The organism is Martinezella lusitana, assembly GCF_010668395.1.
Lineage (GTDB): Bacteria > Pseudomonadota > Alphaproteobacteria > Rhizobiales > Rhizobiaceae > Rhizobium > Rhizobium lusitanum_A.
On record NZ_WUEY01000003.1, the window covers coordinates 350,551 to 375,204 of the forward strand.

The window sequence follows — 24,654 nt, forward strand, 5'->3', positions numbered from 1 at the left end:
TCCTGTTTCTGGAATTAAGGACGCACCGTAAATTGTCGATCGATATTTGCGGATGTTAACCCGACGATGTTATGCCGCATCCGAAAGTGGCGTCTCCGCCCAGATCCAAACGAGGACCCAATGACCTTTTCTCTCAAAAGCCTGCTGACGGTTTCGGCGATTGCCCTGACAGCGTCATTCGCCATAATCCAGCCAGCTGCCGCGCTGGACGACCAGCAGAAGAAGGAAATCGGGGATTTCATCAAGGAATATCTCGTCGAGCATCCGGAAGTGCTGCTGGATGCACAGGCCGCGCTCGAAAAGAAGCAGGACGAAGCCCGAATTAGCCAGTCGGCCCAGGTAATCAGCCAGAACAAGGACGAGATCTTCAGTTCCAAGGATGATGTGGCCATCGGCAATCCGAAGGGCAATATCACCGTCGTCGAGTTCTTCGACTACAACTGCACCTATTGCCGGCATGCCCTCGGCGACATGGACACGCTGCTGAAGCAGGACAAGGACGTGCGTTTCGTCCTGAAGGAGTTCCCGATCCTCGGTCCGGATTCGGTTGCGGCTTCCCGTGTTTCCAACGCCTTCCGCCAGCTCGCGCCTGAAAAATACGAACAATTCCATCGCAAGCTGCTGGGCAGCGACGGCCGGGCGTCGGAAGACAGCGCCATCGAGGTCGCGACCTCGCTCGGCGTCAGCGAAGCGGCCATCCGCGCGGAAATGGCAAAGAGCCCGAATACCGCAACGATCAAGGCAACCTACCAGCTTGCGTCCGATCTCAATGTCACCGGCACACCCGCCTACGTGATCGGCAACGAAATGATCTCCGGCGCCATCGGCCTCGATGCCATCAAGGAGAAGATCGCCAACGTCCGCAGCTGCGGCAAGACCACCTGCTGATCGGCGCCACGGGCCGGCTTGGCCAGGGGAAACCGATCGCTTGCTCTGATTTTGACAGAGCTTTGAAACGCGCCGCGTCATCGCGCGGCGCAAAAATGCCAAAATCGTGGCGTTTCCACACCTAGAGACATGCAACCTTCGCTCCGGGGCTTTTCTACAGGGCCTCGGGAGTCTATAGGTTGCGCTGTACTTTGACGGAACATCTGATGGCGCAAACGATTTTTGTCCTGAACGGACCCAATTTGAATGCCCTGGGCAAGCGCGAGCCGGGCATCTATGGCGGCAAGACGCTCAAGGATATCGAAGCAGACTGCAAGTCCGCAGGTGAAAGCCTGGGCTTCGTCGTCGATTTCCGGCAGAGCAATCATGAAGGCGTGCTGGTCGACTGGATGCACGAAGCTGGCGACAAGGCTGCCGGCGTCGCGATCAATCCCGGAGCCTATGGTCACACATCGATCGCGCTGCATGACGCGATCCGCGCCATCACCGTTCCTGTCGTGGAAGTGCATATCTCGAACATCCACGCACGCGAGGAATTCCGGCACAAATCGATGATCGCGCCTGCCGCAAAGGGCGTGATCTGCGGTTTTGGGCCTTATAGCTACATCCTGGCGCTTCATGCGCTGAAATCCATCACCCAATAACAAAAATACAGGGCAAGAAATCCAATGGCTGAAAAGAAATCGGGTATCGACCAGGCGCTGATTCGCGATCTCGCCAACATTCTCAACGACACGGATCTGACCGAGATCGAAGTCGAACAGGAAGATCTGCGCATCCGCGTGTCGCGTGCCGGCACGCCCCAATATGTGCAGGCGCCGATCGCCGCTCCGGCCGGTTACGCCGTTCCGGCAGCTGCCGCCGCCGCTCCTGCTGCCGCAGCACCCGCCGGCAAGACCCGCAATCCTGACCACGTCATCAGCGCACCGATGGTCGGAACCGTCTATCTGGCGCCGGCGCCGGGTTCGGCTGCCTTCATTCAGGTCGGCTCGGTCGTCAAGGAAGGCCAGACACTGCTGATCATCGAAGCAATGAAAACGATGAACCAGATCCCTGCGCCGAAGTCCGGCACCGTAACAGAAATACTCGTTCAGGATGGACGCCCGGTCGAATACGGCGAAGCCCTGGTCGTCGTCGAGTAGGCCGGCCCCATGCCCATGATTTCGAAGATTCTCATAGCCAATCGCGGAGAGATCGCCCTGCGGGTGCTGCGCGCCTGCAAAGAGCTCGGCATCGCGACCGTTGCGGTCCATTCGACCGCCGATGGCGACGCTATGCATGTGCGCCTGGCGGATGAAAGCGTTTGCATCGGCCCGCCGCCGTCGCGCGACAGCTATCTCAATATCCACCAGATCGTTGCCGCCTGTGAGATCACCGGCGCCGACGCCGTGCATCCCGGCTATGGTTTCCTGTCGGAGAATGCCAAGTTCGCCGATATCCTCGAAGCGCATGGCGTCACCTTCATTGGCCCCACGGCGGAACACATCCGTATCATGGGCGACAAGATCACCGCCAAGACCACCGCGCAGCAGCTCGGCATTCCGGTCGTTCCGGGTTCCGACGGCGAGGTGAAGACCGAGGCGGAGGCGCTGAAGACGGCGCGCGAGATCGGCTATCCGGTTCTCATCAAGGCGACCGCCGGCGGCGGCGGCCGCGGCATGAAGGTCGCTCGCACCGAGGAAGACCTGATCGAGGCCTGGTCGACGGCACGCACGGAGGCTGCAGCCGCCTTCGGCAACGAATCCGTCTATATGGAAAAGTATCTGGGCAAGCCGCGCCACATCGAGATCCAGGTGTTCGGCGATGGCGAAGGCAATGCGATCCATCTCGGCGAACGCGACTGCTCGCTGCAGCGCCGTCACCAGAAAGTCTGGGAAGAGGCCAACTCTCCGGCACTCAATGTCGAGCAGCGCATGAAGATCGGCAAGATCTGCGCGGACGCCATGATGAAGCTGAAGTATCGCGGCGCCGGCACCATCGAGTTCCTCTATGAGAACGGCGAGTTCTATTTCATCGAAATGAACACCCGCCTGCAGGTGGAGCATCCGGTGACGGAAGCCATCACCGGCATCGATCTTGTGCACGAGCAGATCCGCGTCGCTTCCGGCGGCGGCCTCTCCGTGACGCAGGACGAAGTGCATTTCCATGGCCACGCCATCGAGTGCCGCATCAACGCCGAAGACCCGCGCACCTTCGTCCCCTCGCCGGGCACGATCACGCATTTCCATGCGCCCGGCGGCCTCGGCGTGCGCATCGATTCCGGCGCCTATCAGGGCTACAAGATCCCTCCATACTACGACAGCCTGATCGGCAAGCTGATCGTGCATGGACGCACCCGCGTCGAATGCATGATGCGTCTGCGCCGCGCGCTCGACGAATTCGTGGTGGACGGTATCAAGACCACTCTGCCGCTGTTCCAGGATCTGGTTTCCAATCAGGATATCGCCAACGGCGATTACGATATCCATTGGCTGGAAAACTACCTGGCGAAGACATCGGCCTAGCCTGTGCCAGGAGCGCGCGGCAGACATCCCGGCGTTACCCCGGAGATTTTGCTGCGCGCCTATTCCATCGGGCTTTTTCCGATGGCGGAATCGGCTGACGACCCGGAGATATTCTGGGTCGAGCCGGAATTGCGGGGCATCATCCCTCTCGATACGTTTCACGTCTCCAAGAGCCTCGCCAAGAAAATCCGCCAGGATCCTTTCGACATCCGCTTCGATAGCGATTTCGAGGCTGTTATCGCGGCTTGCGCCGAACAGACGAGCGGTCGCCCGAGCACCTGGATCAACGATACGATCCGCTCCCTCTATTCCGTCCTGCATCATATCGGCCATGCCCATTCGGTGGAGGCCTGGGAAGGCGACCGGCTGGTGGGCGGCCTCTATGGCGTTTCGCTGGGGTCTGCCTTCTTCGGCGAAAGCATGTTTTCCCGCCGCACGGATGCCTCCAAGATCTGCCTCGTCTATCTGGTCGAGCGCCTGCGGGAGCGCGGCTTCACCCTGCTCGACACGCAATTCACCACGGAACACCTGAAGACATTCGGCGCCATCGATGTGCCGAAGGACGTCTATGCCACGATGCTGGAAAAGGCGATGGAATCCGCCAATCTGAGCTTCTCCGACGAGAGCCACTGAGAACCCGGCCACTATCAAGTTCAGGGCACTTCAAACTCTGATTGCAACCTGCTATCGCTAAACGCGAAGAGCGTTGGTGCATAGAGGTTCCACTTTGCCGTCGTAAATACCGGTCTCATTTAAATCACCCAATGCATCGGGGCGGCGCACCGCCGTCCGATGCGTATTCATGTCCATCGGGTGATGGCCTGAGACCGGTTTGGCATTGTCACAACGCGCCCCGCGCAGCCATTGCTGTCTCAGCTCTTCAGCCGTCCCGCAACATCGCCATACCGCGCCCTGACGGGCTTGTCTCACCGCCAGTCTGGTGGACTTCCAGACGGAAGACCAAGACGGTATGTGCAATATTCTTCAGGTCCGTTGGACCATTTCGCCCCGAACGGCGCCTCAGCCATGGATTGCCTGCAGCGGCTGCGGATGTTTGAAACCCTTCAGATCGAGCGGCAAGATCCGGCTCAACGCCAATGGCAAGAGGCTCGATGCCTGGCTCGTCTACAAATGCGTCGATTGCGACAAGACCTGGAACCGAGCGCTTTTCGAGCGGAAGGTGGTTCACGATATCTCTCCCTACACCCTGGAGGCGCTGCAACACAGCGACCCGCATTGGGTACGCGCTCGGGAATTCGATCTCGACGGATTGAAGCGGAAAGTCAGGCGCGTTGACGAAATATCCGATGTCTTCATTCGGAAGAGGATAACGCGGGAAGCGCGCGACTGGACAATACTGGAGATAGAAATAGTCGCCGAACTCTCCACGAGCCTGCGCCTTGACCGGTTGCTGTCTTCGGGGCTGGCCATCTCGCGTTCGAGGCTGCAGGCTCTCAGCAAAGGCGGTCAATTGAAAGCCGAGCCGGACCGCAACAATTTTCTGCGTCACAGGCTCCAGGACGGAATGAGGATTGCCCTCGACCTGTCGGAGATCTCCGATCGCCAGGCGATCGGACGTGCCGCCGCCGATTGAGAAAGATTCTAAAAATTCAGCCCGCAGGAGCCAGGCTTCTGCGGGCGGTACGGTTCAACAGCGGAAATCCAGAAACCGATTATTTTGCGCCGGTAGTATCGGGGGGCGGAACGTCGGACTTCTGTTTGCACTCTTTCAACCAGACGTCATAGATCGGGTGCTCGACAGCATTGAGACCGGGGCTGTCGGCAAACATCCAGCCGGTGAAGATGCGCCGGATACGGCGATCAAGGGTGATTTCATCCACCTCGACAAAACCATCCACCTTCTGCTGCTCGGTATCATCTCGCGAATAGCAAGCGCGCGGCGTCACCTGCAACGCTCCGAACTGCACGGTTTCGTTCACATAGACATCGAAAGTCGTGATCCGGCCGGTGATCTTGTCCAGGCCGGAGAAAACGGCGACCGGGTTGGCGATGCGGGCCGCCTCGGCGGAAGGCGCGGACATGATGCCGGCCAGGAGAGCAATGCCTGCTCCCGATAATACACGCAAAGAAGCGCTCCGCGTGAAAAACGTCATATCCGCCAATCTCCGCTTGGTCTCGGTCAAGGCGCCGAGCAAAAGCCGGCATATGTCGCGCCTAAAGGCCAATTGTGGCCAAAGGACGAGCCGGCCCTTCAGCTCAGTTGCCAGGGGTCCAGGCGTCGTAGTCGCCAGTCACGCGCGGACGCTCGCCGGCAACGGCGAGCGAGCCCGGCGGACGGTAAGCCTGCGGCGAGCCGGTCGGGTTGGCGCGATGCTCTTTCTGCCATTCCTTGGCGACGTAGTTTTCCTTGGAGGGCGGAACATCGGTGCGGTGATGCATCCAGCCGTGCCAGCCCGGAGGAATAGCAGAGGCTTCGGCATAGCCCTTGTAGATCACCCAGCGCTTCGGAAGGCCGTAGGAGGACATGCCGCCTTCGTAATAGACGTTGCCGAGCTCATCCTCGCCGACACGCTTGCCAAAACGCCAGGTCGCGAAGCGCGTCCCCATTGTCTGACTGTTCCACCAGGTGAAGGTCTGTACGATGAGATTCCACATGTCTTTTCCTCGATACCCGCTGAGGGGCGAGCGATACCAGAATTCGATAGTTTGCTTATGCCGCCACCGGACCGGCTTGTCCAGTGATTCCAGCAAGCAAACGACCTCATTTCAATGTCATCTTGAAGCCCAGATGCGTCGGCTTGAAACCCAATCTTTCATAGAAGCGATGGGCATCTTTGCGTACGGCATTCGAGGTCAATTGCACCATGCGCATGCCGCGGCCTTTTGCCTCGTCGATACAGAAATCGATCATTGCGGCGCCGATCCCCTGCCCGCGCATGTCCGCCCGCGTCTGGACCGACTCGATGATCATCGCCGACGATCCCCGGCCGTGCAGCGAAGTGACCACGATCGTCTGGAATGTACCGACGATCTCGCCGCCAAGCTCGGCGGCGTAGAGCGTCTGGTCCGGCGATGACGCGATAGTGCGAAAGGCACGCAGATAATCGTCGTGGGCAGAGGGATCGGTCGTATCGCCGTGGCCGCCCATAGCGTCGGCGGCGAACAGGCCGATCAAGGACGGAAGGTCAGATTCTTTCGCTTCGCGGATAAGTAGTTCTTGTGAGGGCAATGCGTTCTACCTAAGTCTTCATCTGCAATGATGCGCAGGAAATGCCAAATGGTGACGACCAAGACATATGGATTTGATTATTTTATGCCGGAACTTCACCTCAAGACGGCACTTCTGACTTCTTTAACCGCATTCCTTGGCTTTGTATCCCTCATCCCGAGAGGTGGCGCGGGAATACACCTTGCTCTGTTCCTGGCATTTGCGGCGAGCGCCTCCTTCACCTTTATAGGATTTCATACAATCGCCCGTTGGACACGGAAGACCGTTCTGACCATGAGCCCACAGGGCCTTACCGATAACAGATTTGGACAGGTAACCATCCCCTGGACGGCAATTGAGCGTATCGATCAGACCCCGCCAGTAGAGAACAACAGTTCGCAAGCCGATAATGCCCGCTTCATGTTTCGCGGCATAATCCGGCTGCTTATCGCATCAGGAATCTACGGGAAGGTCACGATTCCCGGCAATCCCACTCTGACCCGACACCGCGACAAACGGCGCATCAAAATTTGGCTTCGTGCTGGAACGCACATCGAGCAAGCAACTCCGGCAGCAAGGCTTCGCATCCGCGACAATGCGGATGGAACGCAACGAGTTTACATAGCCACGGCAGATCTCAATGTGACGCGCGAAGAGCTTCTCGGCCTGATCATCAACTTCCAGAACCAATATGGAAGCGCGGCTCAAGGCCTGCCGGCTACTGCGTAGCCAGCGGCTTTTCGAGTATCAGCGTCGGCAAGCCCGATTGCCCCTGCCCGCTATTGTCGGCGCGGCCGACCTCGACGAAGCCGTGCGCCTTGTAGAAGGCAAGTGCGGGCTCGTTTTGCGGATCGACCTCCAGGCGCATGATCTCCGCGTCCGGAAAGCAGGTCTCAAGTTCCGCGAAGATATCGCGGCCCACACCCTGGCGCTGATAGCGGGGACCAACATAGAGCATGTGGAGCATCACGGTCTTCGTCAGTTCGGTCGACATGGCCGCATAGCCCATGCCGCCGATCGTCCTGCCGTCATCGGCGACGAGGAATTCGGAATTCTTGTTCGCCAGCCGAGCTTTCAGCGAAGCCGGCGAATGCCAGGAGGCGTGCAGCTCGCTGACCTTCTCCGCTCCGTAGATCCGGTCGTAGGTCGCGTGCCAGGTCTCGCCCAGCAGAGCGCGGACCTTTTCCAGGTCCTGCTCGCCGGCGCTGCGGACGAAGAACACCGATTATTCCTCTTCGATGCCGAGCTTGGCCTTGACCAGCGCCTGCACGGCCTGCGGGTTGGCCTTGCCGCCGGTCGATTTCATCACCTGGCCGACGAACCAGCCGGCAAGCGTCGGCTTGGCCTTGACCTTGGCGACCTGATCCGGGTTGGCGGCGATGATCTCGTCGACCGCCTTTTCGATGGCGCCGGTATCGGTGACCTGCTTCATGCCGCGGTACTCGACGATTTCAGCGGGATCGCCGCCTTCGTTGAGTACGATTTCGAACAGATCCTTGGCGATCTTGCCGGAGATGGTTTCGGCCTTGATGAGATCGATGATCGCGCCGAGCTGAGCGGGCGAAACCGGAGTCTCTTCAATGTCTTTGCCGGTTTTGTTCAAGGCGCCGAGCAAGTCGTTGATGACCCAGTTTGCGGCGGCCTTGCCGTCACGGCCGGCGGCAACCGCCTCGAAATAGTCGGCGATCGCCTTTTCCGAGACGAGCACGGAGGCGTCATAGATCGACAGGCCGAGCTCGCGAACGAAACGCTCCTTCTTGTCGTCGGGCAATTCAGGCAGATGCTCGGCAAGCTCCTTGACGAAGGCATCATCGAATTCGAGCGGCAGCAGGTCCGGATCGGGGAAATAGCGGTAGTCATGCGCATCTTCCTTGGTGCGCAGCGAGCGGGTCTCGCCCTTGTTCGGATCGAACAGGCGGGTTTCCTGGTCGATCGTGCCGCCGTCTTCCAGAATGCCGATCTGCCGGCGCGCTTCGTATTCGATCGCCTGACCGATGAAGCGGATGGAGTTGACGTTCTTGATTTCGCAGCGCGTGCCGAACTCGCCGCCGGGGCGACGGACCGAAACGTTGACGTCGGCGCGCATCGAGCCTTCGTCCATGTTGCCGTCGCAGGTGCCGAGATAGCGCACGATCGAGCGCAGCTTCGTCATATAGGCCTTGGCTTCGTCGGACGAGCGGATGTCGGGCTTGGAGACGATCTCCATCAGCGCCACGCCGGAGCGGTTAAGATCGACATAGGACATGGTGGCGTGCTGGTCGTGCAGCGACTTGCCGGCATCCTGCTCGAGATGCAGGCGCTCGATGCCGATCTCGATATCCTCGAACTGGCCCTGGCGATCGGGGCCGAGCGAAATGACGATCTTGCCTTCGCCGACGATCGGATCCTTGAACTGCGAGATCTGGTAGCCCTGCGGCAGGTCGGGATAGAAGTAGTTCTTGCGGTCGAAGATCGAGCGCTTGTTGATCTGCGCCTTCAGGCCGAGGCCGGTACGCACGGCCTGCTTGACGCATTCCTCGTTGATGACGGGCAGCATGCCGGGCATGGCGGCATCGACCAGCGAGACGTTGGAATTCTGCGGCTTGCCGAACTCGGTCGAGGCTCCGGAGAAGAGCTTGGAATTGCTCAACACCTGGGCATGGACCTCCATGCCGATAACGATTTCCCAATCGCCGGTGGCACCGGGAATGAAGCGTTTTGGATCTGGCGTGCGGACGTCGACAAGGGTCATGGGAAGCTCTTGAAATGCTGTTCTTCTGAACTTTGTGAGGTAGAGCAATTGGCCGGGCGGCGCAAGGCTTTCGGCATCCGGCGATGCGCTATATGCCCGGTCCGTAGGCGCCGTCGCTTTCCTCGACCAGCGATTTCGAAAGCCCCACGGTCGGCACGTCGCTGTCGAGTTTCGGAGAGTAGACGACCGACAGCCAGTGTATTTGATAGCCGCGCGCCTTGAAGAAGGCGATGGCATCCGTGTTGCCGGCATGCGTGTGCAGGGAAACCTTTTCCAGCCCCTGCTCGCGCACGTCCTGCTCAATGCGCGCCAGAAGCGCGGAGCCGAGGCCTCGTCTCACGAAATCCGGATCGATCCAGAAATCGGAGATCGCTTCGTCCAGCCCCTCGCGCGCGGCCCATCCGACCGCCTCTCCGTTCCGCTCGATGACCGTGATCGTCAGCCACAGATTGCGGGTGAAACTCGAGAAGGCCTCGCTCGCGGTTTCCAGCAGCTCGCCCGTGCCGCCGATCGCGCCCATCGCCTTCTGCCAGGAGCGCAGGCCGATGCTCGCCAACACCTCGGTTTCACCTTCATGGGCATTGCGAATATGGATCATCGGGCCCCCGCCATTTGCAAGCAGTAAAGCACCGGCGAAAGGCTTTTGCCAGCGGCGAGATTCGCAATCACGGCCACGGACGAGATACATGAAACGGGTTGCGCTTGACCGCCGCACGCAACCTGCCTTACACAGGGCATCTCAACGGAGTTTTGATGTCTAGCTTTCGTCAGTCCCGGTAAAGGCCTCGCTCGCAAGTCTTCTTGCGTGCCGGGCCTGAAAAACGAAGCCCCGACTTCCCCAAAGGGAAGCCTCGGATCGTTTTTGTGCGCCTTTTGGCGCTATACGGATTCTGACAACAATGGACATTTCCCGCGCCGAACAGCGCATCCTGCACTTGCTCGCCCAAGGCGGGCGCATCGAAATCGAACGCAGCGAAAACAAGAAGGTCGAGAACGCCTTCTGCTTCACCCGCGACGGCTGGGTCTATCCCGACTTCGATATCGATCTTTTCCGCAGGCTCAAACGCCTCAAGGCCATCAAATCCAGCGACGGCCATCCCTATCGCATCAGTGAAAAGGGGCTGCGGTTGGTGCGCTCGCAATTGAACAATCGATAGAACAAGCACGAGAGCCGCCCGATTCGAGGCGGCTCTCGCCGATTGAGCCGTTGATATGAGACCGCGTGGCGATCAGAACGCGCTGATGATTTCCGCCACCTTGTCGCTCCGGCGATCGCTTTCCTCCTGCACCGCAACGCGCCTTTCGTTCAGCGCGGCGATTTGATCCTCGCTGTCCGCCAGAGCCTTCAAGTAGCGCTTCTTCAAATCGCTATTGTCAGGCACGGCGCCGAGATTCTGTCTTATCCGCTCCTGCTCGCTGGTGGTCTTCTCGATTTCGCTGTCGAGGCTCGCCAGATCGTTCTGGACGGCGACCTGCCTTTTGCGCGCGTCAGCGAGATTTGCGAGCTTGTCCGTGAGTGCCTTGTCGTGTGTCGAAGCCGACCACCCGATCAGTGTGTCAGGCTCCGCATCGACCAGAGCGTAGCTGTTGCTCTGAAGCTGCTCGTCGACTGCCGTCAGCGTCTTTTCGGAGCCGGCGGGCACAACCGCCTTGAGCCGCTGGTGCGTTGCCGTCTTGCCGAAACTATCGGTCGAGGAGAACGACCAGCCGTCCCTGATCGGGTGCTCGATGAGGACGGTCCTTTCGCCGTCGAGCGCTCCCGACACGGTATATGTCGTCGTCTGGCGGTATTTGACGACGGCCTGCATCATGCCGTCGGAAACCTTCAGAGAGGCGATCTCCTCCGTCGGCGTCTGCTGCTCGCTGATCGATACCTTGCGATCGGTTGCGAAGCTGGCGAGGCGCGTATCGTCCTTGGGCAGCGCCGATAGCTGGGAATCGCCGATATAGCCGGTCTTGCTGTCGTATAACGTCAGAATTCCCGCCGGCATGCTGACCCCGGTGGTGTTCTTGAGCATCACGGCGGCGATAGGATTGTGCAAGGTGCTGCCTGCCCGATACATATCCACCATGTCGGCTTCCACATCCGCATCCATGATCGGCACCGACAACGTGTCGCCATTGGCCAGATCGTAAGTCCCCGGAAGTTCGAACGTGGCGGAAATATCGCTTTCGGTCGCAGCGGTGGGGTTGCCGGCGGCAACTTGCATTGGCGCGGCAGGCTGTTCCAGTTCGTCGGTTGCGTAGGCCTGCGCGTCTGCCATTTTTCTGGCCTCGCTCCTCGCCGCTCCTGCGGGGGCGGGCATTGCCGGCACCCCGATACTCGAAGCCAGACGCCGCCTGTTGGACAGGTCGCCGCTATCGGGATCGGGGACATTGTCGGAAGCCGTATTAACAGGCACTTCCTGCCGCTCTCTCCAATAAAGCTGGTGCAGACCCTGCTTCAGCGTCACCGGCTCGGCCGACGTCAGCGTCAGCTTGACGCCCTTCCAATCCTCGCCGCTGGCATTTTCCAGCACCGTCCATGCCTGCAGGCGCGCCATTTCATTTCCCTCGATGACGACCTTGTAGGCCGTTTTCCAGATCGGCGACGGGACGACATAGGTGAGGCCGATATCGCTGCTGTTCTTCACACCGTTCACCTTGATATCGATGGCGCGGGTGCGATCGTTCTTGCCTCGGGCAATGGCCGCCGTCGCCTGGGCGAGCTTCGCTCTCGTGTTGGGATCGTCAAACCGGACGGACGCATCCTCGCCGAGCGCCAGCGTCTCCACCGCGCCATCCTTGTCGATGACGGTCAGCAGGTACACCGTTGCTTTCCCGTCGGCCTTCCTCGTCTCGATTCCAAGAATGTTGCCCTCAACCGTCTTTCCGCCGCTGGCGACTGCCACTTTGGCGCCCTGCATCGATGTCAGAAGCGACGGCACGGAGGAGAGCGCTTCCAGGCTGAACGGCAGACCCTTGAACGCCTCCTGCAACGGCTGCGGCCCTGCCAGCGACATGCCGGCAACCGAGCCCGCGGACCCGTCGACCACAAGGCTCTTGAGAATGTCATCGACCTGATCGAGCGGCACCTCGATCCGGATCACGCCGTCGCCATTGATATCGGCCGATCGCGAAACCTGGGCCAGGCCGCCCGAGGACAGGGTGATGGATCGGATGGCCCCATTGTCGGCCGCCAGCGAAAACGCTGGAAATGACGCGCTGAGAAGCAGGATCGCCGTGACGTGCTTGAGCATGAAGAGACCTTCCGATTCGGTTGCAGAGAACAAGACCAAGCGGCCTTCTGCAATTTATGATCGTATTTCGGTCCAAAGTGTGATGGCGCGTGGGCGGAATATTGGCATGTGCAAAAAGGGCCGCCCGGATTTCCCGGCGACCCTTCTGATAAGTAATGTCAAACGTCACGAAGCTTCGCGAGATCGTTCAGCAGGCCGCTCCTGCCGCTGTGGATCTTCGGCTTACCACCACTTCGCTGGTGTGAACTTGCCGGCGGCCTGTTCGATGACGTGGGCGGTCTTGAACAAGGTCTCTTCTTCGAACGGCTTGCCGATGAGCTGCAGGCCGAGCGGCAGGCCCTTCGGGTCGAGGCCGGCGGGGACGGCGATGCCGGGGAGACCGGCCATGTTGACCGTCACCGTGAAGATGTCGTTGAGGTACATCTTCACCGGATCGGAAGCGAGGTTCTCGTCGGCGATGCCGAAGGCCGAGGACGGCGTTGCGGGCGTCAGGATGGCGTCGACGCCGGCATTGAAGGCCAGTTCGAAGTCACGCTTGATCAGCGTGCGAACCTTCTGGGCGCGCAGATAGTAGGCGTCGTAATAGCCGGCCGACAGAACGTAGGTTCCGATCATGATGCGGCGCTTCACTTCCTGGCCGAAGCCGGCGGCGCGCGTCTTTTCGTACATGTCGACGATATCCTTGCCGTCGACGCGCAGGCCGTAGCGAACGCCGTCGTAGCGGGCAAGGTTCGAGGAAGCTTCCGCGGGCGCGACGATGTAGTAGGCCGGCAGCGCATATTTCGTGTGCGGCAGGGAGATATTGACGATCTCGGCGCCGGCATCCTTCAGCCAGGCGATGCCCTGCTGCCAGAGCGTTTCGATCTCGTCCGGCATGCCATCGACGCGATATTCGTTGGGGATGCCGATCTTCATGCCCTTCAGCGACTGGCCGAGCGAGGCTTCGTAATCCGGCACCGGCAGGTCGACGGAGGTCGTGTCCTTCGCATCGACGCTTGCCATCGACTTCAGCAGAATGGCGGCATCGCGCACGTCGCGGGCGATCGGGCCGGCCTGGTCGAGCGACGAGGCGAAGGCGGCGATGCCCCAGCGCGAGCAGCGGCCATAGGTCGGCTTGATGCCGACGGTGCCGGTGAAGGCGGCGGGCTGGCGGATGGAGCCGCCCGTATCGGTCGCGGTCGCGCCGGCGCAGAGATGCGCGGCAACGGCAGCGGCCGAACCGCCGGACGAGCCGCCCGGAACGAGCTGCTGGTTGGACCCTTCGGCACGCCAGGGGTTGATGACCGGGCCGTAATAGGAGGTTTCGTTGGAGGAGCCCATGGCGAACTCGTCCATGTTGAGCTTGCCCAGCATGACGGCGCCGTCGTTCCAGAGGTTCTGCGTCACCGTCGATTCATAGCGCGGCTTGAAGCCGTCGAGGATGTGGCTGCAGGCCTGGGTATGGATGCCTTCGGTGCCGAACAGGTCCTTGATGCCGAGCGGGATGCCTTCGAGCGCGCCGGCCTGGCCACTGGCCAGGCGCGCATCCGAGGCCTTGGCCATCTCGCGGGCTTTATCGGGCGTCACGGCGATATAGGCGTTGATCTGACCGTTGGCCGCGTCGATCGCCGAGATATAGGCCTCGGTCAGCTCGGTGGCGGTGATCTGCTTGGCGCGCAGCTTGTCGCGGGCTTCGGCAATGGTCAGGCTGGTCAGTTCGCTCATTTTGTTTCGCTTCAGATCTGGAATTGGGCAATGGGTCGGAACGGGCTCGAAGCGAGCCGTTATTCGACGACTTTGGGCACCAGGAAGAAATTCTGATCGGTATTCGGCGCATTGGCGACGATATCGGCGGCCTTGTTGCCGTCGGTCACTTCGTCGGTGCGCTTCTTCATCGCCATCGGCGTGACCGAAGTCATGGCCTCGACGCCATCGACATTCACTTCGGAAAGCTGTTCGACGAAGCCCAGAATGCCGTTCAGCTCGCCCATCATCCGCTGCGCTTCGTCTTCGTTGACGGCGATGCGGGCAAGATGGGCGACGCGTTTGACAGTGGCGAGATCGACGGACATGGCATTCTCCGAGGTAGGTTTTACCTACATTGCAGGTAGGTATTTTTCACACTCGCTATAAAGGCCATGCCCGCCATACGCAACGGGTATCGTTAGGCAGAAACGCTCTCGCCCACCTTCGGTGCCGCAACCGCGGTCTTCGAGCCTTCCATGCCGGCGATGAACTTTTCCGGCGTCTGGTCGATGATCGGGAAAGTGCCGTAGTGGCAGGGAATGGCGGTCTTGAAGTTGAAGAAGCGCTGGCAGGCGAGCGCGGCCACCGCGCCGCCCATGGTGAAGCGGTCGCCGATCGGCAGGATGCCGATATCGGGCTGATGCAGTTCGTTGATGAGGCCCATATCCGAGAAGATGTCGGTATCGCCCATATGGAACAGCGTCGGCTCGTCATCGAAATGCAGCATCAGGCCGTTCGGATTGCCGAGCGCGTGGGAAACGCCATCCTCGGTGATCTGTGCGGAGGAATGCAGAGCGTTGGTAAAGGTGGCCGAGAAACCGCCGAGGCCGACGGTGCCGCCGGTATTGCCCATTTCCAGCTTCTCCACGCCCTTGGTGCCGAGCCAGGAAGCGAGATCGGCATTGGCGAGAACGACCGCGCCGGTATCCTTGGCGATCTGAACCGCATCGCCGACATGGTCGGCATGACCGTGCGTCAAGAGGATGTGGGTCACGCCGGCGGCAACGTCCTTGAGATTGAGACCGGCGGCGGCAAAGGAAGAATTGTAGCTGAGGAAAGGATCGATCAGTATTTTTGCCTTGCCCGTTTCGATGCGAAACGCGGAATGGCCGAGCCAGGTGATCTTCATTGGATTTCTCCTTAATGCTTGATTTGAAAAGGAAGGCCGATGTCCAGAGCGTTTCCGGTTGGAGCCAAGCCAGTGGAAACGCCCTATCTGTTTGTTCTTCCGCATCTCCGGACGCAAAACCGCTGTGCGCTTTTGCTGGAAATGCTCTAGGAGATATCTCAAACCGCTGCAAAGAAAAGCGGCTTTGACTTCAATTTGTTTTGACGAGAGCGAGACCCCGATGACGACGTTGACCATCGAAGACCTAGCCGTGATGCTTCTGCCCGGCCAGCCGATTGCCGGCCTCGACCTCGGCACGAAGACCATCGGGCTCGCCATGTCCGATCTCGGACGGCGCTTTGCGACCCCGCGCCCGGTGATCAAGCGTGTGAAGTTCACTCAGGATGCGGAAACGCTGCTCGCCTTTGCCGGGAAGGAAAAGGTCGCGGCCTTCGTCATAGGGTTGCCCGTCAACATGGATGGCTCTTCGGGCCCGCGCGTCCAGGCGACTCGCGCCTTCGTGCGCAGCATGTCGGAAAAGACCGCCCTGCCCTTCGTCTTCTGGGACGAGCGGCTGTCGACCGTTGCGGCCGAGCGGGCTCTGCTGGAAATGGACGTCTCGCGGGCCAAACGCGCCGAGCGCATCGACTCGGCCGCCGCCAGCTTCATTCTTCAGGGAGCCTTGGACAGGCTGTCGGCGCTCGGCAGGGAGACCTTGCCCGATCTCGATGCCTGACGGCGGCGCCACCAGCCCATGATGGCGGCACGGCGACGAAAACCGAAGATCGCGAATACCAGCAGGCTGTCGAAGGCAATGGCGCGCGCGACGAGCGGCGGGATGGTTTCCGGCGGAATGCCGAGGACCTTGCCGTAGATGGCAAACACCAGATCATGCATCTGCCGCGTCAGCATGAAGATGCCGAAGCTCATGTCGTAGTACGACAAATAGTACCATGCCCCGAGAAACGAGACGGGGGCGGCCCAGCAAATCAACAACCACTTCATGCGGTACCTCTTCGACGCGGATATTGCGTCGTGCCAGCCGACAGGACGAGCCAGTTCGACAATGCCATGGCGCTCAACACCACAGCGGGCAGCGTTATATCTAGTGCGAGCACGGCGAAGAACATCATCGCCATGACAAGAAACACCAATTTTGCGGGTCTCAACCCCATGGCTGCACGCTTGATGGTTAACTATTCGTCTTTTCACAGTGACGAGTTAACCGTTGCGGCGCAATGTAAACCATTTGTTAAGGTTAACGGCCGAGCAGGCTTGTGGATATCCCCTGCCGAAGCACCGCCGTCAGCCGTAGACGCCGCGCACGATGCGCTTCAAAGCCGTTGCCGCCTTCTCCCAGTCCTTTGAGTTTTTCAAGGCAAGACCGGCGCATTGATCGCTGACGGCCGAAGCCAGCACGATATGCTGGATGGCCGCAAAAATCATGGCGTTGACCGCCTGCGCATCGACGCCCTTGGGGGGCACCAGCGAGCCCCGCATGCGCTCGATCCAGCCGGCCAGCGCCTTGGAGCGCGCCTCCGACAGCCGGCGAACCTGCTCGCTGCTTTCGGAAACTTCCCAGGCGACGATGCGGCGCATCAGGGGGTCGGCACGCAGCGCATCGAGAAACAGAAGCGAGAGCCTCTCCATCAGGTCGCCGTAGGTCAGCAGGAACATGCCGCCGGTATCGTCGGGAATGCGATCCGCCACCCAGCTGCCGAGATCCGTGCCGATCGCTTCGACGAGGCCGTCGAGACCGCCGTAGTAGCGATAGATCAGCTGCTTGTCGCAGCCGGCGCCGCGGGCGACCGCATTGATACCGAAATTCTGGAACCCCTCCTCCGCCAGAAGCCGCTTGGCGGCATCGAGGATCGCCTGCTGGGTTGCGGCGCGATTGCGCACGCGCTTTTCCACGACAGGCACGTCCAAGGGGATTTTCACGGCAGCGTTTGCGACGGCCATCGACTCGACTCCAATCTGTCACCGGGCGGTGAATAGCAGGCCAGGCGGCCTCAAACAACAAAGATGCCAGGATGCGAGCCCGTCAAAACCCGCGAATCCACAGATTAGAGAGACCGACCAAACCACACAGTGGTTTCGGACACCAGACCCGCAGGGAGTTCCACGGGCACGAAACCGCGCGACGACCAGAATCGGACGGCACCGCGGTTGCCGGCGTTGGCGCCGAGATGGATGCCTGTGACACCGTTGGTCCGGGCGTTAGCGATCCACCGATCGAGGAGTGCGGTGCCGATACCCTTGCCCTGTGCTCGCGGCAGCAGGTTCATATGAATATGTGCGGGGAACCGCTCGATCAAGAACGCGGGCGCCTGCTTCGGATGATGGATCGCCGATATCCGCTTCTGGTCCGCATCCCAGAGAGCCAGATCGCCTTGCGGATCGGGATAGAGCCGACGCAGTTGCGGCCACCATTCGCGCTCCAGCCGCTCATCGAAGGCAATCGTGTCGAAGGCACCGGAAATATAGCCAATGACGCCCTCGTCATCCTCGGCGACAAAAACCAGCTCGGGATGAAGCGTGGCGTAAGGCGCGGAATAGATATGCCCGATCAGGCGGCCGTCGCGATGCAACGGCGCCGCATCCTTGCCGGCATCGCCCGTTGCCAGCGAAATGGCGTAGAGCTGGTCGATGTCTTTCGAGCGCACTTGGCGAAGATTGATCATGACGGCCTCTGGATACAGGCCTTTCAGCCGATTGAACTTCAGACGTCTTTTCAGAGGTGTCGATTTACATCCATCCGCTTGTGCAGCACACGGATGATAGCGATCTGCGAATCCTGCAAGAGATAGTAAATGACATGGGAACCAACGATATATTTGAAATAGCCTTCACGAACATCAGCGCGACGGCCGATATTTAGACCGGATGCCAATCCTTCGAATGACCTAATGACCTCTGCATGATAGGTTTCCGCCTGTTTTACCGACCAGCGCTCGACGGTATATCGCCAAATGTCCTCAAGGTCTCTCTCGGCAAGCGGAGATAAGGCGTAGCGGCGCTGCTTATTCGCCATATGTCGCACGCATCCGCTTCACGAACGCAGCATTGTCGAAGGAAGCCGGCTGCCCGGACGCCTCGCCGGCAATCAGCGCGTCCTGGAGAGACTTTACCTTGGCTTCGTGCTCTTCCAGAAGACGCAAACCCGCACGGACAACGTCACTAGCGGAACCATATCGGCCTGTCTGAATCTGAGCTTCAATGAAGGCGCTAAAATGGTCGCCAAGCGAAACGGACGTGTTACGAGCCATCGAAACCTCCTGCGTCGATACCAATATATAATATCGGTTGGTATCACATCAATGCGGCCAAAATCTGCGGAAACCGCGCAACCTAGGTCGCCGGCGGATAAAGCAGATCGACGATGTAGCTGGCGTCAAAGCGCGAATCGAGCATGCCGTAGGTCGCGCGCCAGCCGCCGGCCAGACGCGTTTCGATGAAGGCGTCGGCGATCTTGCCGGCTCCGAGGCGATAGAGCTCGGCGGCGCCGGCCGCGAGCGCCATCTGTTCGACCAGCAGGCGGGCGGCACCCTCGTCCTGCTCGCAAAGCGCCATGGCGGCACGCAGCACATCGATGGTCTTCTTGCCGGCCGGACCGAGATCGCGGGCAAGACCGGCAAAGACGGTCTCGAACAGGTCCTTGCCCCGGTTCAGCACGCGCAGCACATCGAGCGCCATGACATTGCCGGAGCCTTCCCAGATCGCGTTGACGGGGGCTTCCCGATAATGGCGGGCGATCGGGCGTTCCTCGATGTAACCGCTGCCGCCGATGCACTCCATGGCTTCATAGATCAGCGCCGGCGCGATCTTGCAGCACCAGTATTTGGCAACGGGCGTCATGACGCGGGCATAGGCCGCATCCTCGCTGCTGCCGCTGGCCTTGTCGAAGGCTTCGGCGAGACGGAAGGCAAGTGCCGTCGCCGCGGCGACATCGAGCGCCATGTCGGCGAGCACGCGCGTCATGATCGGCTGGTTGACCAGCATCTTGCCGAAAACGCTGCGGCCGCGTGCGTGATGCACGGCTTCGGCCAGCGACGCGCGCATGATACCGGCAGAGGCCAGCGCGCAATCGAGCCGCGTCAGCGTCACCATGTCGAGGATGGTGCGGATGCCGGCATCGGGCGCGCCGAGCAGGAAGCCGAACGTGTCGGTGAACTCGACTTCCGAGGAGGCGTTCGAGCGGTTGCCGAGCTTGTCCTTCAGCCGCTGGAAATGCAGGCCGTTCGCCGAGCCATCCTCCAGCAGACGCGGCACGAGGAAGCAGCCCATGCCGTCCTTGGTCTGGGCGAGCATGATGAAGGCATCGCTCATCGGCGCCGACATGAACCACTTGTGGCCCGAAAGCCGGTATATGCCCTCGCTGACCTTGTCGGCGCTCGTCCTGTTGGCGCGGACATCCGTGCCGCCCTGCTTTTCCGTCATGCCCATGCCGATGGTAACGGCACTCTTCTGCATGGCGGGCTTGTTGGACGAATCGTACTTGCGCGAGAGAATTTTCGGCGCCCAGTCCTTCTGCACGGCCGGCGAGGCCATCATCGCCGCCACCGAAGCGCTGGTCATGGTCAACGGGCAGAGATGGCCGCATTCGAGCTGGGCCGTCAGATAGAAGCGGGCGGCGCGCACCTTGTGCGACTGGCCTTTCGCTTCCGGATCGGCCTGCGCATCCCAGATCGAGGAATGCAGGCCCATCGCCATGGAGCGGCGCATCAGCGCATGCCAGGCCGGGTGAAATTCGACGACATCCAGGCGCTCGCCACGCGGGCCGTGGGTGCGAAGCTGCGGCGCGCCCTGGTTCGCCATGCGCGCCAGTTCCTGTGCCTCGTGCGAGGTGACGAAACGACCATGCTGCTCCAGCTCTTCACGCGTCGAACGCGGCAGGCCGGAGGTGAGATCGACGATCAGCGGATCGGAACGATAGGCATTGATGCCGGTCCAGAGGCTCGGCTGGTTCAGGTCGGCAAAAGGGTCGTCAGTCCGGGTCGCTTGGGTCATGAATCGCTTGTAGAGCAAGAAGGTAGCAAAGGGAAACTGGAAGTTATATCTCCCAACAGCATAGCTCCTGTAGCGGGATTCGGGCGAAATTGCATGGGGAACAAACGGGCTCGGCGCACGCCCCCGCTTGCCCCGTGGGCGCTCCCTCTTTATAGACCGCCTGACGAAATCCAGAGGGCAGGTCCATGGTCTTCTTTCCCCACCGCCACCTCATCGGCATCAAAGGCCTCACCGAACAAGATATCACCTATCTTCTCGACAAGGCCGACGAGGCGGTCAAGATCAGCCGCCAGCGCGAAAAAAAGACATCCACGCTTCGCGGGCTGACGCAAATCAACCTCTTCTTCGAAGCCTCGACGCGCACGCAATCCTCCTTCGAGCTGGCCGGCAAACGGCTTGGCGCCGATGTGATGAACATGTCGGTCGGCAATTCCTCGGTCAAAAAGGGCGAGACGCTGATCGATACGGCGATGACGCTGAATGCCATGCGGCCCGACGTGCTTGTCATTCGCCATTCGAGCGCGGGCGCTGCCGCGCTGCTGGCGCAGAAGGTTTCCTGCTCCGTAGTCAATGCCGGCGACGGCCAGCACGAGCATCCGACGCAGGCCCTGCTCGACGCGCTGACGATCCGCCGCGCCAAGGGCAAGCTTTCGCGCATCATCGTCGCCATCTGCGGCGATGTGCTGCATTCGCGCGTTGCCCGCTCCAACATCCTGCTTCTGAATGCCATGGGCGCGCGCGTCCGCGTCGTCGCCCCCGCCACGCTGCTGCCGGCCGGCATCGCCGACATGGGCGTCGAAGTCTTCCATTCGATGAAGGAAGGGCTGAAGGACGCCGACGTCGTCATGATGCTGCGGCTGCAGCGCGAGCGCATGTCCGGCGCCTTCGTGCCCTCGGTCCGCGAATACTATCACTTCTACGGGCTCGACGCCGAAACGCTCAAGGTCGCCAAGGAGGATGCGCTCGTCATGCATCCGGGTCCGATGAACCGTGGGGTGGAAATCGCCTCCGAAGTCGCCGACGGCCCGCAAAGCGTCATCGCCGAACAGGTGGAGATGGGTGTCGCGGTGCGCATGGCCGTGATGGAGACCCTGCTCGTTTCGCAAAACCAGGGACCTCGCACCGAGGGAGTGGGCGCATGACCAACTCGATCGTCCTCCAGAACGTCCGCATCATCGATCCCTCGCGCGATCTCGATGAGGTCGGCAGCATCGTCGTGGAAGACGGCGTGATCGTTGCCTCCGGCAAGGATGCCAAGAGCCACGGCGTTCCCAAGGGCGCGACCGTTCGCGATTGCAGCGGCCTCGTTGCCATCCCCGGCCTGGTCGATGCGCGCGTCCATGTCGGTGAGCCCGGCGGCGAGCATCGCGAAACGATCGCCTCCGCCAGCCGTGCGGCAGCGGCCGGCGGCGTCACCTCCTTCATCATGATGCCGGACACGGATCCGGTCATCGACGATATCGCGCTGGTCGAGTTCGTCAGCAAGACGGCGCGCGATACGGCGGTCGTCAATGTCTATCCGGCGGCGGCCCTCACCAAGGGCCTCGCGGGCGAAGAGATGACCGAAATCGGCCTGCTGCGGGAAGCCGGCGCCGTGGTCTTCACCGACGCCCATTCCAGCGTCCACGACACGCAGGTCCTGCGTCGCATCATGACCTATGCGCGAGAATTCGGCGCGGTGATCTCCTGCGAGACGCGCGACAAATATCTCGGCGCAAACGGCGTCATGCATGAAGGCCTGCTGGCGAGCTGGCTCGGCCTGTCGGGCATTCCGAAGGAAGCCGAGCTCATTCCGCTCGAGCGTGACCTGCGCATAGCCGCGCTGACGCGCAGCCACTATCACGCCGCGATGGTTTCGGTGCCGGAATCGGCTGAAGCCATCCGCCTCGCCCGCTCGCGCGGCGCCAAGGTCACCTGCGGCATCTCGATCAACAATCTCGCGCTCAACGAGAACGACATCGGCGAATACCGGACCTTCTTCAAGCTCTATCCGCCGCTGCGCTCCGAGGACGACCGCATGGGCATGATCGAAGCGCTGGCGGACGGCACGATCGACATCATCGTCTCCTCGCACGATCCGCAGGACGTCGATACGAAACGCCTGCCGTTCGGAGAGGCAGAAGACGGTGCCGTGGGGCTCGAAACGCTGCTTCCGGCGGCACTCCGGCTCTATCACAGCGGCCAGGTCGGCCTGATGCGCCTTGTCGATGCACTTTCGACGCGGCCGGCGCAGATCTTCGGGCTCGCCGCCGGTACGCTGAAGCCCGGCGCCAAGGCGGATATCGCCCTTGTCGATCTTGACGAGCCTTGGCTTGTCGCCAAAGACATGCTTCTGTCGCGCTCGAAGAATACGCCCTTCGAAGATGCGAGAATGAGCGGCCGCGCGGTTGCAACCTATGTCGCCGGCAAGCTGGTTCACAGCCTCTAGGGCGAGCCCGGAGTTTATGGAGAATAAGACGTGATGGCGGACTTCTGGACTTGGCAGCTTACCCCGCAGACCGTGCTAGCCGCCCTCGTCATCGGCTACCTGCTCGGCTCCATTCCATTCGGCCTCTTGCTGACGCGCATGGCCGGGCTCGGAGATGTGCGCAACATCGGCTCCGGCAACATCGGCGCGACCAACGTGCTGCGCACCGGCCACAAGGGCCTCGCTGCGGCGACGCTGCTGCTCGATGCCTTCAAGGGCACGGCCGCCGTCCTGATCGTCGCGCATTTCTTCGGCGAGGATGCCGGCGTTCTGGCCGGTTTCGCCGCCTTCATCGGCCACATCTTCCCGGTCTGGATCGGCTTCAAGGGCGGCAAGGGTGTTGCGACCTATCTCGGCATCCTGCTCGGACTGGCGCCGCTGATGGCGCTGATTTTCGCCATCATCTGGCTGGTCATCGCCTTCACCACCCGCTACTCCTCGCTTTCCGCGCTGGTTGCAACTCTTGTCATCCCGGTTGTATTGTGGATATTGGGCGTCGACAAGATCGCCGCCGTGATGGCGCTGATGACCGTCATCTCCTGGTACAAGCACAGGGCCAATATTGCCCGGCTGACCGCCGGAACGGAAGGCAAGATCGGAGCGAAGGGATAATGGACACAGGCAGCGCAAGACGGACCGGAGTTGCGCTGACCGAAAAACAAAGGATCGCCTGGCTCAGGCTCATCCGCTCCGACAATGTCGGCCCGTCCACCTTTCGCGATCTCATCCATCACTACGGTTCGGCTGAAGCGGCCCTTGCCATGCTACCGGAGCTTTCGCAGCGCGGCGGCTCGACGCGCGTGGTCCGCATCGCCGATGAACGCGACGCTCTTCGGGAACTGGAGACGGCACATCGCTTCGGAGCACGCTTCGTCGGCATCGGCGAGCCGGATTATCCGCCGGCCTTGCGGGAAATCGACGGCGCTCCGCCACTCCTCGCCGTCAAGGGCAACATGCCGACCGCGACACGCCCGGCCATCGGCATGGTCGGATCGCGCAACGCCTCGATCAGCGGTGTCAAATTCACGGCCATGATCGCGCGCGTCTGCGGCGAGGCCGGTTATGCCGTGGTCTCCGGCCTGGCACGCGGCATCGATACCGCGGCCCATCGCGCCAGCCTTGCGACGGGTACGATTGCCGCCATGGCCGGCGGGCTCGACAAGCCTTATCCGCCTGAAAATATCGGACTGCTCAACGAAATCTGGGACGGCAGCGGGCTCGCCGTCAGCGAAATGCCGTTCGGCTGGGAACCCAGGGCGCGCGACTTTCCGCGCCGCAACCGGCTGATCGCCGGTATTTCGCTCGGTGTCGTGGTCGTTGAAGCGGCGACCCGCTCCGGCTCGCTGATAACGGCGCGCCTTGCCGGAGAATTCGGCAGGCTCGTTTTCGCCGTTCCCGGTTCACCGCTCGATCCGCGCTGCGAAGGCACCAACGGCCTGCTCAAGGACGGCGCGATGATCGTGACGAGGCCGGACGATATCGTCGAGGCACTGCGACCGCTCGCCGAACCGGACCTCTTTCGTCCGCGCCCGGCCGAAGCACCCGTCGAAAGGAGCAAGCCGCTTTCCACACCGCCGGACGACGCAGAGCGCGACCATATCGTCGAAGCGCTCGGGCCGACACCGGTCGAGATCGACGATATCGTGCGTCACACCGGCCTGCCGATATCGGCTGTTCATTCCATCCTTCTCGAATTGGACATGGCCGGCCGGCTGCACCGCCATCCCGGCGGACTTGTGTCGATCTCCATGCTGGATTGAAAACTGTGACACGCATACCAATTCTAAGCATCGCATCGTCGCGCCAAGCGCAA

The 24,654-nt window shown here is 61.1% G+C and carries 30 protein-coding genes; 13 read left to right on the plus strand and 17 right to left on the minus strand.

The genetic code is table 11. The features are described 5' to 3' along the window. Positions 1 to 120 precede the first annotated feature (120 nt). The 6 genes from GR212_RS08655 to GR212_RS08680 all read left to right on the plus strand — a co-directional run bounded on the left by GR212_RS08655 (position 121) and on the right by GR212_RS08680 (position 4,986). The gene (locus GR212_RS08655) at positions 121 to 888 is read left to right on the plus strand and encodes a DsbA family protein (protein ID WP_163986084.1); all 768 of its coding nucleotides are present in this window, start codon (positions 121 to 123) and stop codon (positions 886 to 888) included. Positions 889 to 1,094: 206 nt separating this feature from the next. After that, on the plus strand, positions 1,095 to 1,532 hold the full coding sequence (gene aroQ, locus GR212_RS08660; RefSeq protein ID WP_163986085.1) for a type II 3-dehydroquinate dehydratase: 438 nt from the start codon (positions 1,095 to 1,097) through the stop codon (positions 1,530 to 1,532). A 24-nt stretch (positions 1,533 to 1,556) separates the two neighbouring features. Next, on the plus strand, positions 1,557 to 2,030 hold the full coding sequence (gene accB / locus GR212_RS08665) for an acetyl-CoA carboxylase biotin carboxyl carrier protein (protein WP_163986086.1): 474 nt from the start codon (positions 1,557 to 1,559) through the stop codon (positions 2,028 to 2,030). Between the two features lie 9 nt (positions 2,031 to 2,039). Further along, complete coding sequence (gene accC / locus GR212_RS08670) at positions 2,040 to 3,392, plus strand: acetyl-CoA carboxylase biotin carboxylase subunit (protein ID WP_204326323.1); 1,353 nt, start codon at positions 2,040 to 2,042, stop codon at positions 3,390 to 3,392. Between the two features lie 3 nt (positions 3,393 to 3,395). Then, complete coding sequence (aat, locus tag GR212_RS08675) at positions 3,396 to 4,025, plus strand: leucyl/phenylalanyl-tRNA--protein transferase (protein WP_163986087.1); 630 nt, start codon at positions 3,396 to 3,398, stop codon at positions 4,023 to 4,025. A gap of 421 nt (positions 4,026 to 4,446) precedes the next feature. Beyond that, positions 4,447 to 4,986, plus strand: coding sequence for a DUF1062 domain-containing protein (locus tag GR212_RS08680; protein ID WP_246725714.1), 540 nt, complete (start codon positions 4,447 to 4,449; stop codon positions 4,984 to 4,986). Between the two features lie 79 nt (positions 4,987 to 5,065). On the opposite strand, the gene GR212_RS08685 is transcribed toward GR212_RS08680, so the two are convergent. The 3 genes from GR212_RS08685 to GR212_RS08695 form a co-directional block, all read right to left on the minus strand. After that, positions 5,066 to 5,506, minus strand: coding sequence for a DUF2155 domain-containing protein (locus tag GR212_RS08685; RefSeq protein ID WP_163986328.1), 441 nt, complete (start codon positions 5,504 to 5,506; stop codon positions 5,066 to 5,068). A gap of 103 nt (positions 5,507 to 5,609) precedes the next feature. Next, on the minus strand, positions 5,610 to 6,008 hold the full coding sequence (locus GR212_RS08690; protein WP_163986088.1) for an NADH:ubiquinone oxidoreductase subunit NDUFA12: 399 nt from the start codon (positions 6,006 to 6,008) through the stop codon (positions 5,610 to 5,612). Between the two features lie 106 nt (positions 6,009 to 6,114). Next, entirely contained in the window at positions 6,115 to 6,582 is a 468-nt protein-coding gene (locus GR212_RS08695) for a GNAT family N-acetyltransferase (protein WP_163986089.1), read from the minus strand. 48 nt (positions 6,583 to 6,630) lie between these two features. Between GR212_RS08695 and GR212_RS08700 the strand changes: the two genes are divergently transcribed. Then, complete coding sequence (locus GR212_RS08700; RefSeq protein WP_163986090.1) at positions 6,631 to 7,290, plus strand: hypothetical protein; 660 nt, start codon at positions 6,631 to 6,633, stop codon at positions 7,288 to 7,290. Here GR212_RS08700 and GR212_RS08705 read toward each other — a convergent pair. The 3 genes from GR212_RS08705 to GR212_RS08715 form a co-directional block, all read right to left on the minus strand. After that, positions 7,280 to 7,783: a GNAT family N-acetyltransferase gene (locus GR212_RS08705; protein WP_163986091.1), complete on the minus strand. Its 504-nt coding sequence runs from the start codon at positions 7,781 to 7,783 to the stop codon at positions 7,280 to 7,282. The genes GR212_RS08700 and GR212_RS08705 overlap by 11 nt on opposite strands. A 3-nt stretch (positions 7,784 to 7,786) precedes the next feature. Continuing rightward, positions 7,787 to 9,292, minus strand: coding sequence for an Asp-tRNA(Asn)/Glu-tRNA(Gln) amidotransferase subunit GatB (gene gatB / locus GR212_RS08710; protein WP_163986092.1), 1,506 nt, complete (start codon positions 9,290 to 9,292; stop codon positions 7,787 to 7,789). A gap of 88 nt (positions 9,293 to 9,380) precedes the next feature. Next, the gene (locus GR212_RS08715; RefSeq protein ID WP_163986093.1) at positions 9,381 to 9,890 is read right to left on the minus strand and encodes a GNAT family N-acetyltransferase; all 510 of its coding nucleotides are present in this window, start codon (positions 9,888 to 9,890) and stop codon (positions 9,381 to 9,383) included. A gap of 301 nt (positions 9,891 to 10,191) precedes the next feature. On the opposite strand from GR212_RS08715, the gene GR212_RS08720 reads away from it, so the two are divergent. Continuing rightward, positions 10,192 to 10,449, plus strand: a complete 258-nt coding sequence (locus tag GR212_RS08720) for a YjhX family toxin (protein ID WP_163986094.1) — start codon at positions 10,192 to 10,194, stop codon at positions 10,447 to 10,449. A gap of 72 nt (positions 10,450 to 10,521) precedes the next feature. Here the strand turns inward: GR212_RS08720 and GR212_RS08725 are convergent, their stop codons facing one another. From GR212_RS08725 to GR212_RS08740, 4 genes are all read right to left on the minus strand, one after another. Continuing rightward, positions 10,522 to 12,531 (minus strand): DUF4139 domain-containing protein, encoded by a 2,010-nt coding sequence (locus tag GR212_RS08725; RefSeq protein WP_163986095.1) that lies wholly within the window; start codon positions 12,529 to 12,531, stop codon positions 10,522 to 10,524. Between the two features lie 222 nt (positions 12,532 to 12,753). Further along, positions 12,754 to 14,235 (minus strand): Asp-tRNA(Asn)/Glu-tRNA(Gln) amidotransferase subunit GatA, encoded by a 1,482-nt coding sequence (gene gatA / locus GR212_RS08730; protein ID WP_163986096.1) that lies wholly within the window; start codon positions 14,233 to 14,235, stop codon positions 12,754 to 12,756. Positions 14,236 to 14,294: 59 nt separating this feature from the next. Continuing rightward, positions 14,295 to 14,582, minus strand: a complete 288-nt coding sequence (gatC, locus tag GR212_RS08735; RefSeq protein WP_015339557.1) for an Asp-tRNA(Asn)/Glu-tRNA(Gln) amidotransferase subunit GatC — start codon at positions 14,580 to 14,582, stop codon at positions 14,295 to 14,297. Positions 14,583 to 14,674: 92 nt separating this feature from the next. Further along, complete coding sequence (locus GR212_RS08740) at positions 14,675 to 15,385, minus strand: metal-dependent hydrolase (RefSeq protein WP_163986097.1); 711 nt, start codon at positions 15,383 to 15,385, stop codon at positions 14,675 to 14,677. A gap of 220 nt (positions 15,386 to 15,605) precedes the next feature. Here GR212_RS08740 and ruvX point away from each other — a divergent pair, with 220 nt between their 5' ends. Further along, positions 15,606 to 16,100 (plus strand): Holliday junction resolvase RuvX, encoded by a 495-nt coding sequence (gene ruvX / locus GR212_RS08745; RefSeq protein ID WP_163986098.1) that lies wholly within the window; start codon positions 15,606 to 15,608, stop codon positions 16,098 to 16,100. On the opposite strand, the gene GR212_RS08750 is transcribed toward ruvX, so the two are convergent. The 7 genes from GR212_RS08750 to GR212_RS08775 form a co-directional block, all read right to left on the minus strand. Further along, complete coding sequence (locus GR212_RS08750; RefSeq protein ID WP_163986099.1) at positions 16,037 to 16,369, minus strand: DUF6105 family protein; 333 nt, start codon at positions 16,367 to 16,369, stop codon at positions 16,037 to 16,039. The genes ruvX and GR212_RS08750 overlap by 64 nt on opposite strands. After that, the gene (locus GR212_RS36805; RefSeq protein ID WP_204326325.1) at positions 16,366 to 16,539 is read right to left on the minus strand and encodes a hypothetical protein; all 174 of its coding nucleotides are present in this window, start codon (positions 16,537 to 16,539) and stop codon (positions 16,366 to 16,368) included. Before GR212_RS36805 ends, GR212_RS08750 begins: the two co-directional genes overlap by 4 nt. Positions 16,540 to 16,669: 130 nt before the next feature. Further along, positions 16,670 to 17,326, minus strand: coding sequence for a TetR/AcrR family transcriptional regulator (locus tag GR212_RS08755; RefSeq protein WP_163986100.1), 657 nt, complete (start codon positions 17,324 to 17,326; stop codon positions 16,670 to 16,672). Positions 17,327 to 17,430: 104 nt separating this feature from the next. Then, complete coding sequence (locus tag GR212_RS08760; RefSeq protein ID WP_163986101.1) at positions 17,431 to 18,048, minus strand: GNAT family N-acetyltransferase; 618 nt, start codon at positions 18,046 to 18,048, stop codon at positions 17,431 to 17,433. A 50-nt stretch (positions 18,049 to 18,098) separates the two neighbouring features. Beyond that, entirely contained in the window at positions 18,099 to 18,398 is a 300-nt protein-coding gene (locus GR212_RS08765) for a type II toxin-antitoxin system RelE/ParE family toxin (RefSeq protein ID WP_163986102.1), read from the minus strand. Continuing rightward, positions 18,388 to 18,633 carry a type II toxin-antitoxin system ParD family antitoxin gene (locus GR212_RS08770; RefSeq protein ID WP_163986103.1) on the minus strand — a complete coding sequence of 82 codons (246 nt, stop codon included), beginning with the start codon at positions 18,631 to 18,633 and terminating at the stop codon, positions 18,388 to 18,390. The genes GR212_RS08765 and GR212_RS08770 overlap by 11 nt, the downstream gene beginning before the upstream one ends. 82 nt (positions 18,634 to 18,715) lie before the next feature. After that, positions 18,716 to 20,374, minus strand: coding sequence for an acyl-CoA dehydrogenase family protein (locus tag GR212_RS08775; protein WP_163986104.1), 1,659 nt, complete (start codon positions 20,372 to 20,374; stop codon positions 18,716 to 18,718). 185 nt (positions 20,375 to 20,559) lie between these two features. Here GR212_RS08775 and GR212_RS08780 point away from each other — a divergent pair, with 185 nt between their 5' ends. Genes GR212_RS08780 through dprA form a run of 4 tightly spaced genes read left to right on the plus strand, consistent with a single transcriptional unit; the run spans position 20,560 to position 24,601 of the window. Beyond that, on the plus strand, positions 20,560 to 21,516 hold the full coding sequence (locus GR212_RS08780) for an aspartate carbamoyltransferase catalytic subunit (RefSeq protein ID WP_113351558.1): 957 nt from the start codon (positions 20,560 to 20,562) through the stop codon (positions 21,514 to 21,516). Continuing rightward, the gene (locus GR212_RS08785; protein WP_163986105.1) at positions 21,513 to 22,802 is read left to right on the plus strand and encodes a dihydroorotase; all 1,290 of its coding nucleotides are present in this window, start codon (positions 21,513 to 21,515) and stop codon (positions 22,800 to 22,802) included. The genes GR212_RS08780 and GR212_RS08785 overlap by 4 nt, the downstream gene beginning before the upstream one ends. 30 nt (positions 22,803 to 22,832) lie before the next feature. After that, complete coding sequence (gene plsY / locus GR212_RS08790; RefSeq protein ID WP_348643453.1) at positions 22,833 to 23,453, plus strand: glycerol-3-phosphate 1-O-acyltransferase PlsY; 621 nt, start codon at positions 22,833 to 22,835, stop codon at positions 23,451 to 23,453. Next, complete coding sequence (gene dprA / locus GR212_RS08795) at positions 23,453 to 24,601, plus strand: DNA-processing protein DprA (protein WP_163986107.1); 1,149 nt, start codon at positions 23,453 to 23,455, stop codon at positions 24,599 to 24,601. Before plsY ends, dprA begins: the two co-directional genes overlap by 1 nt. Positions 24,602 to 24,654: the final 53 nt, after the last annotated feature.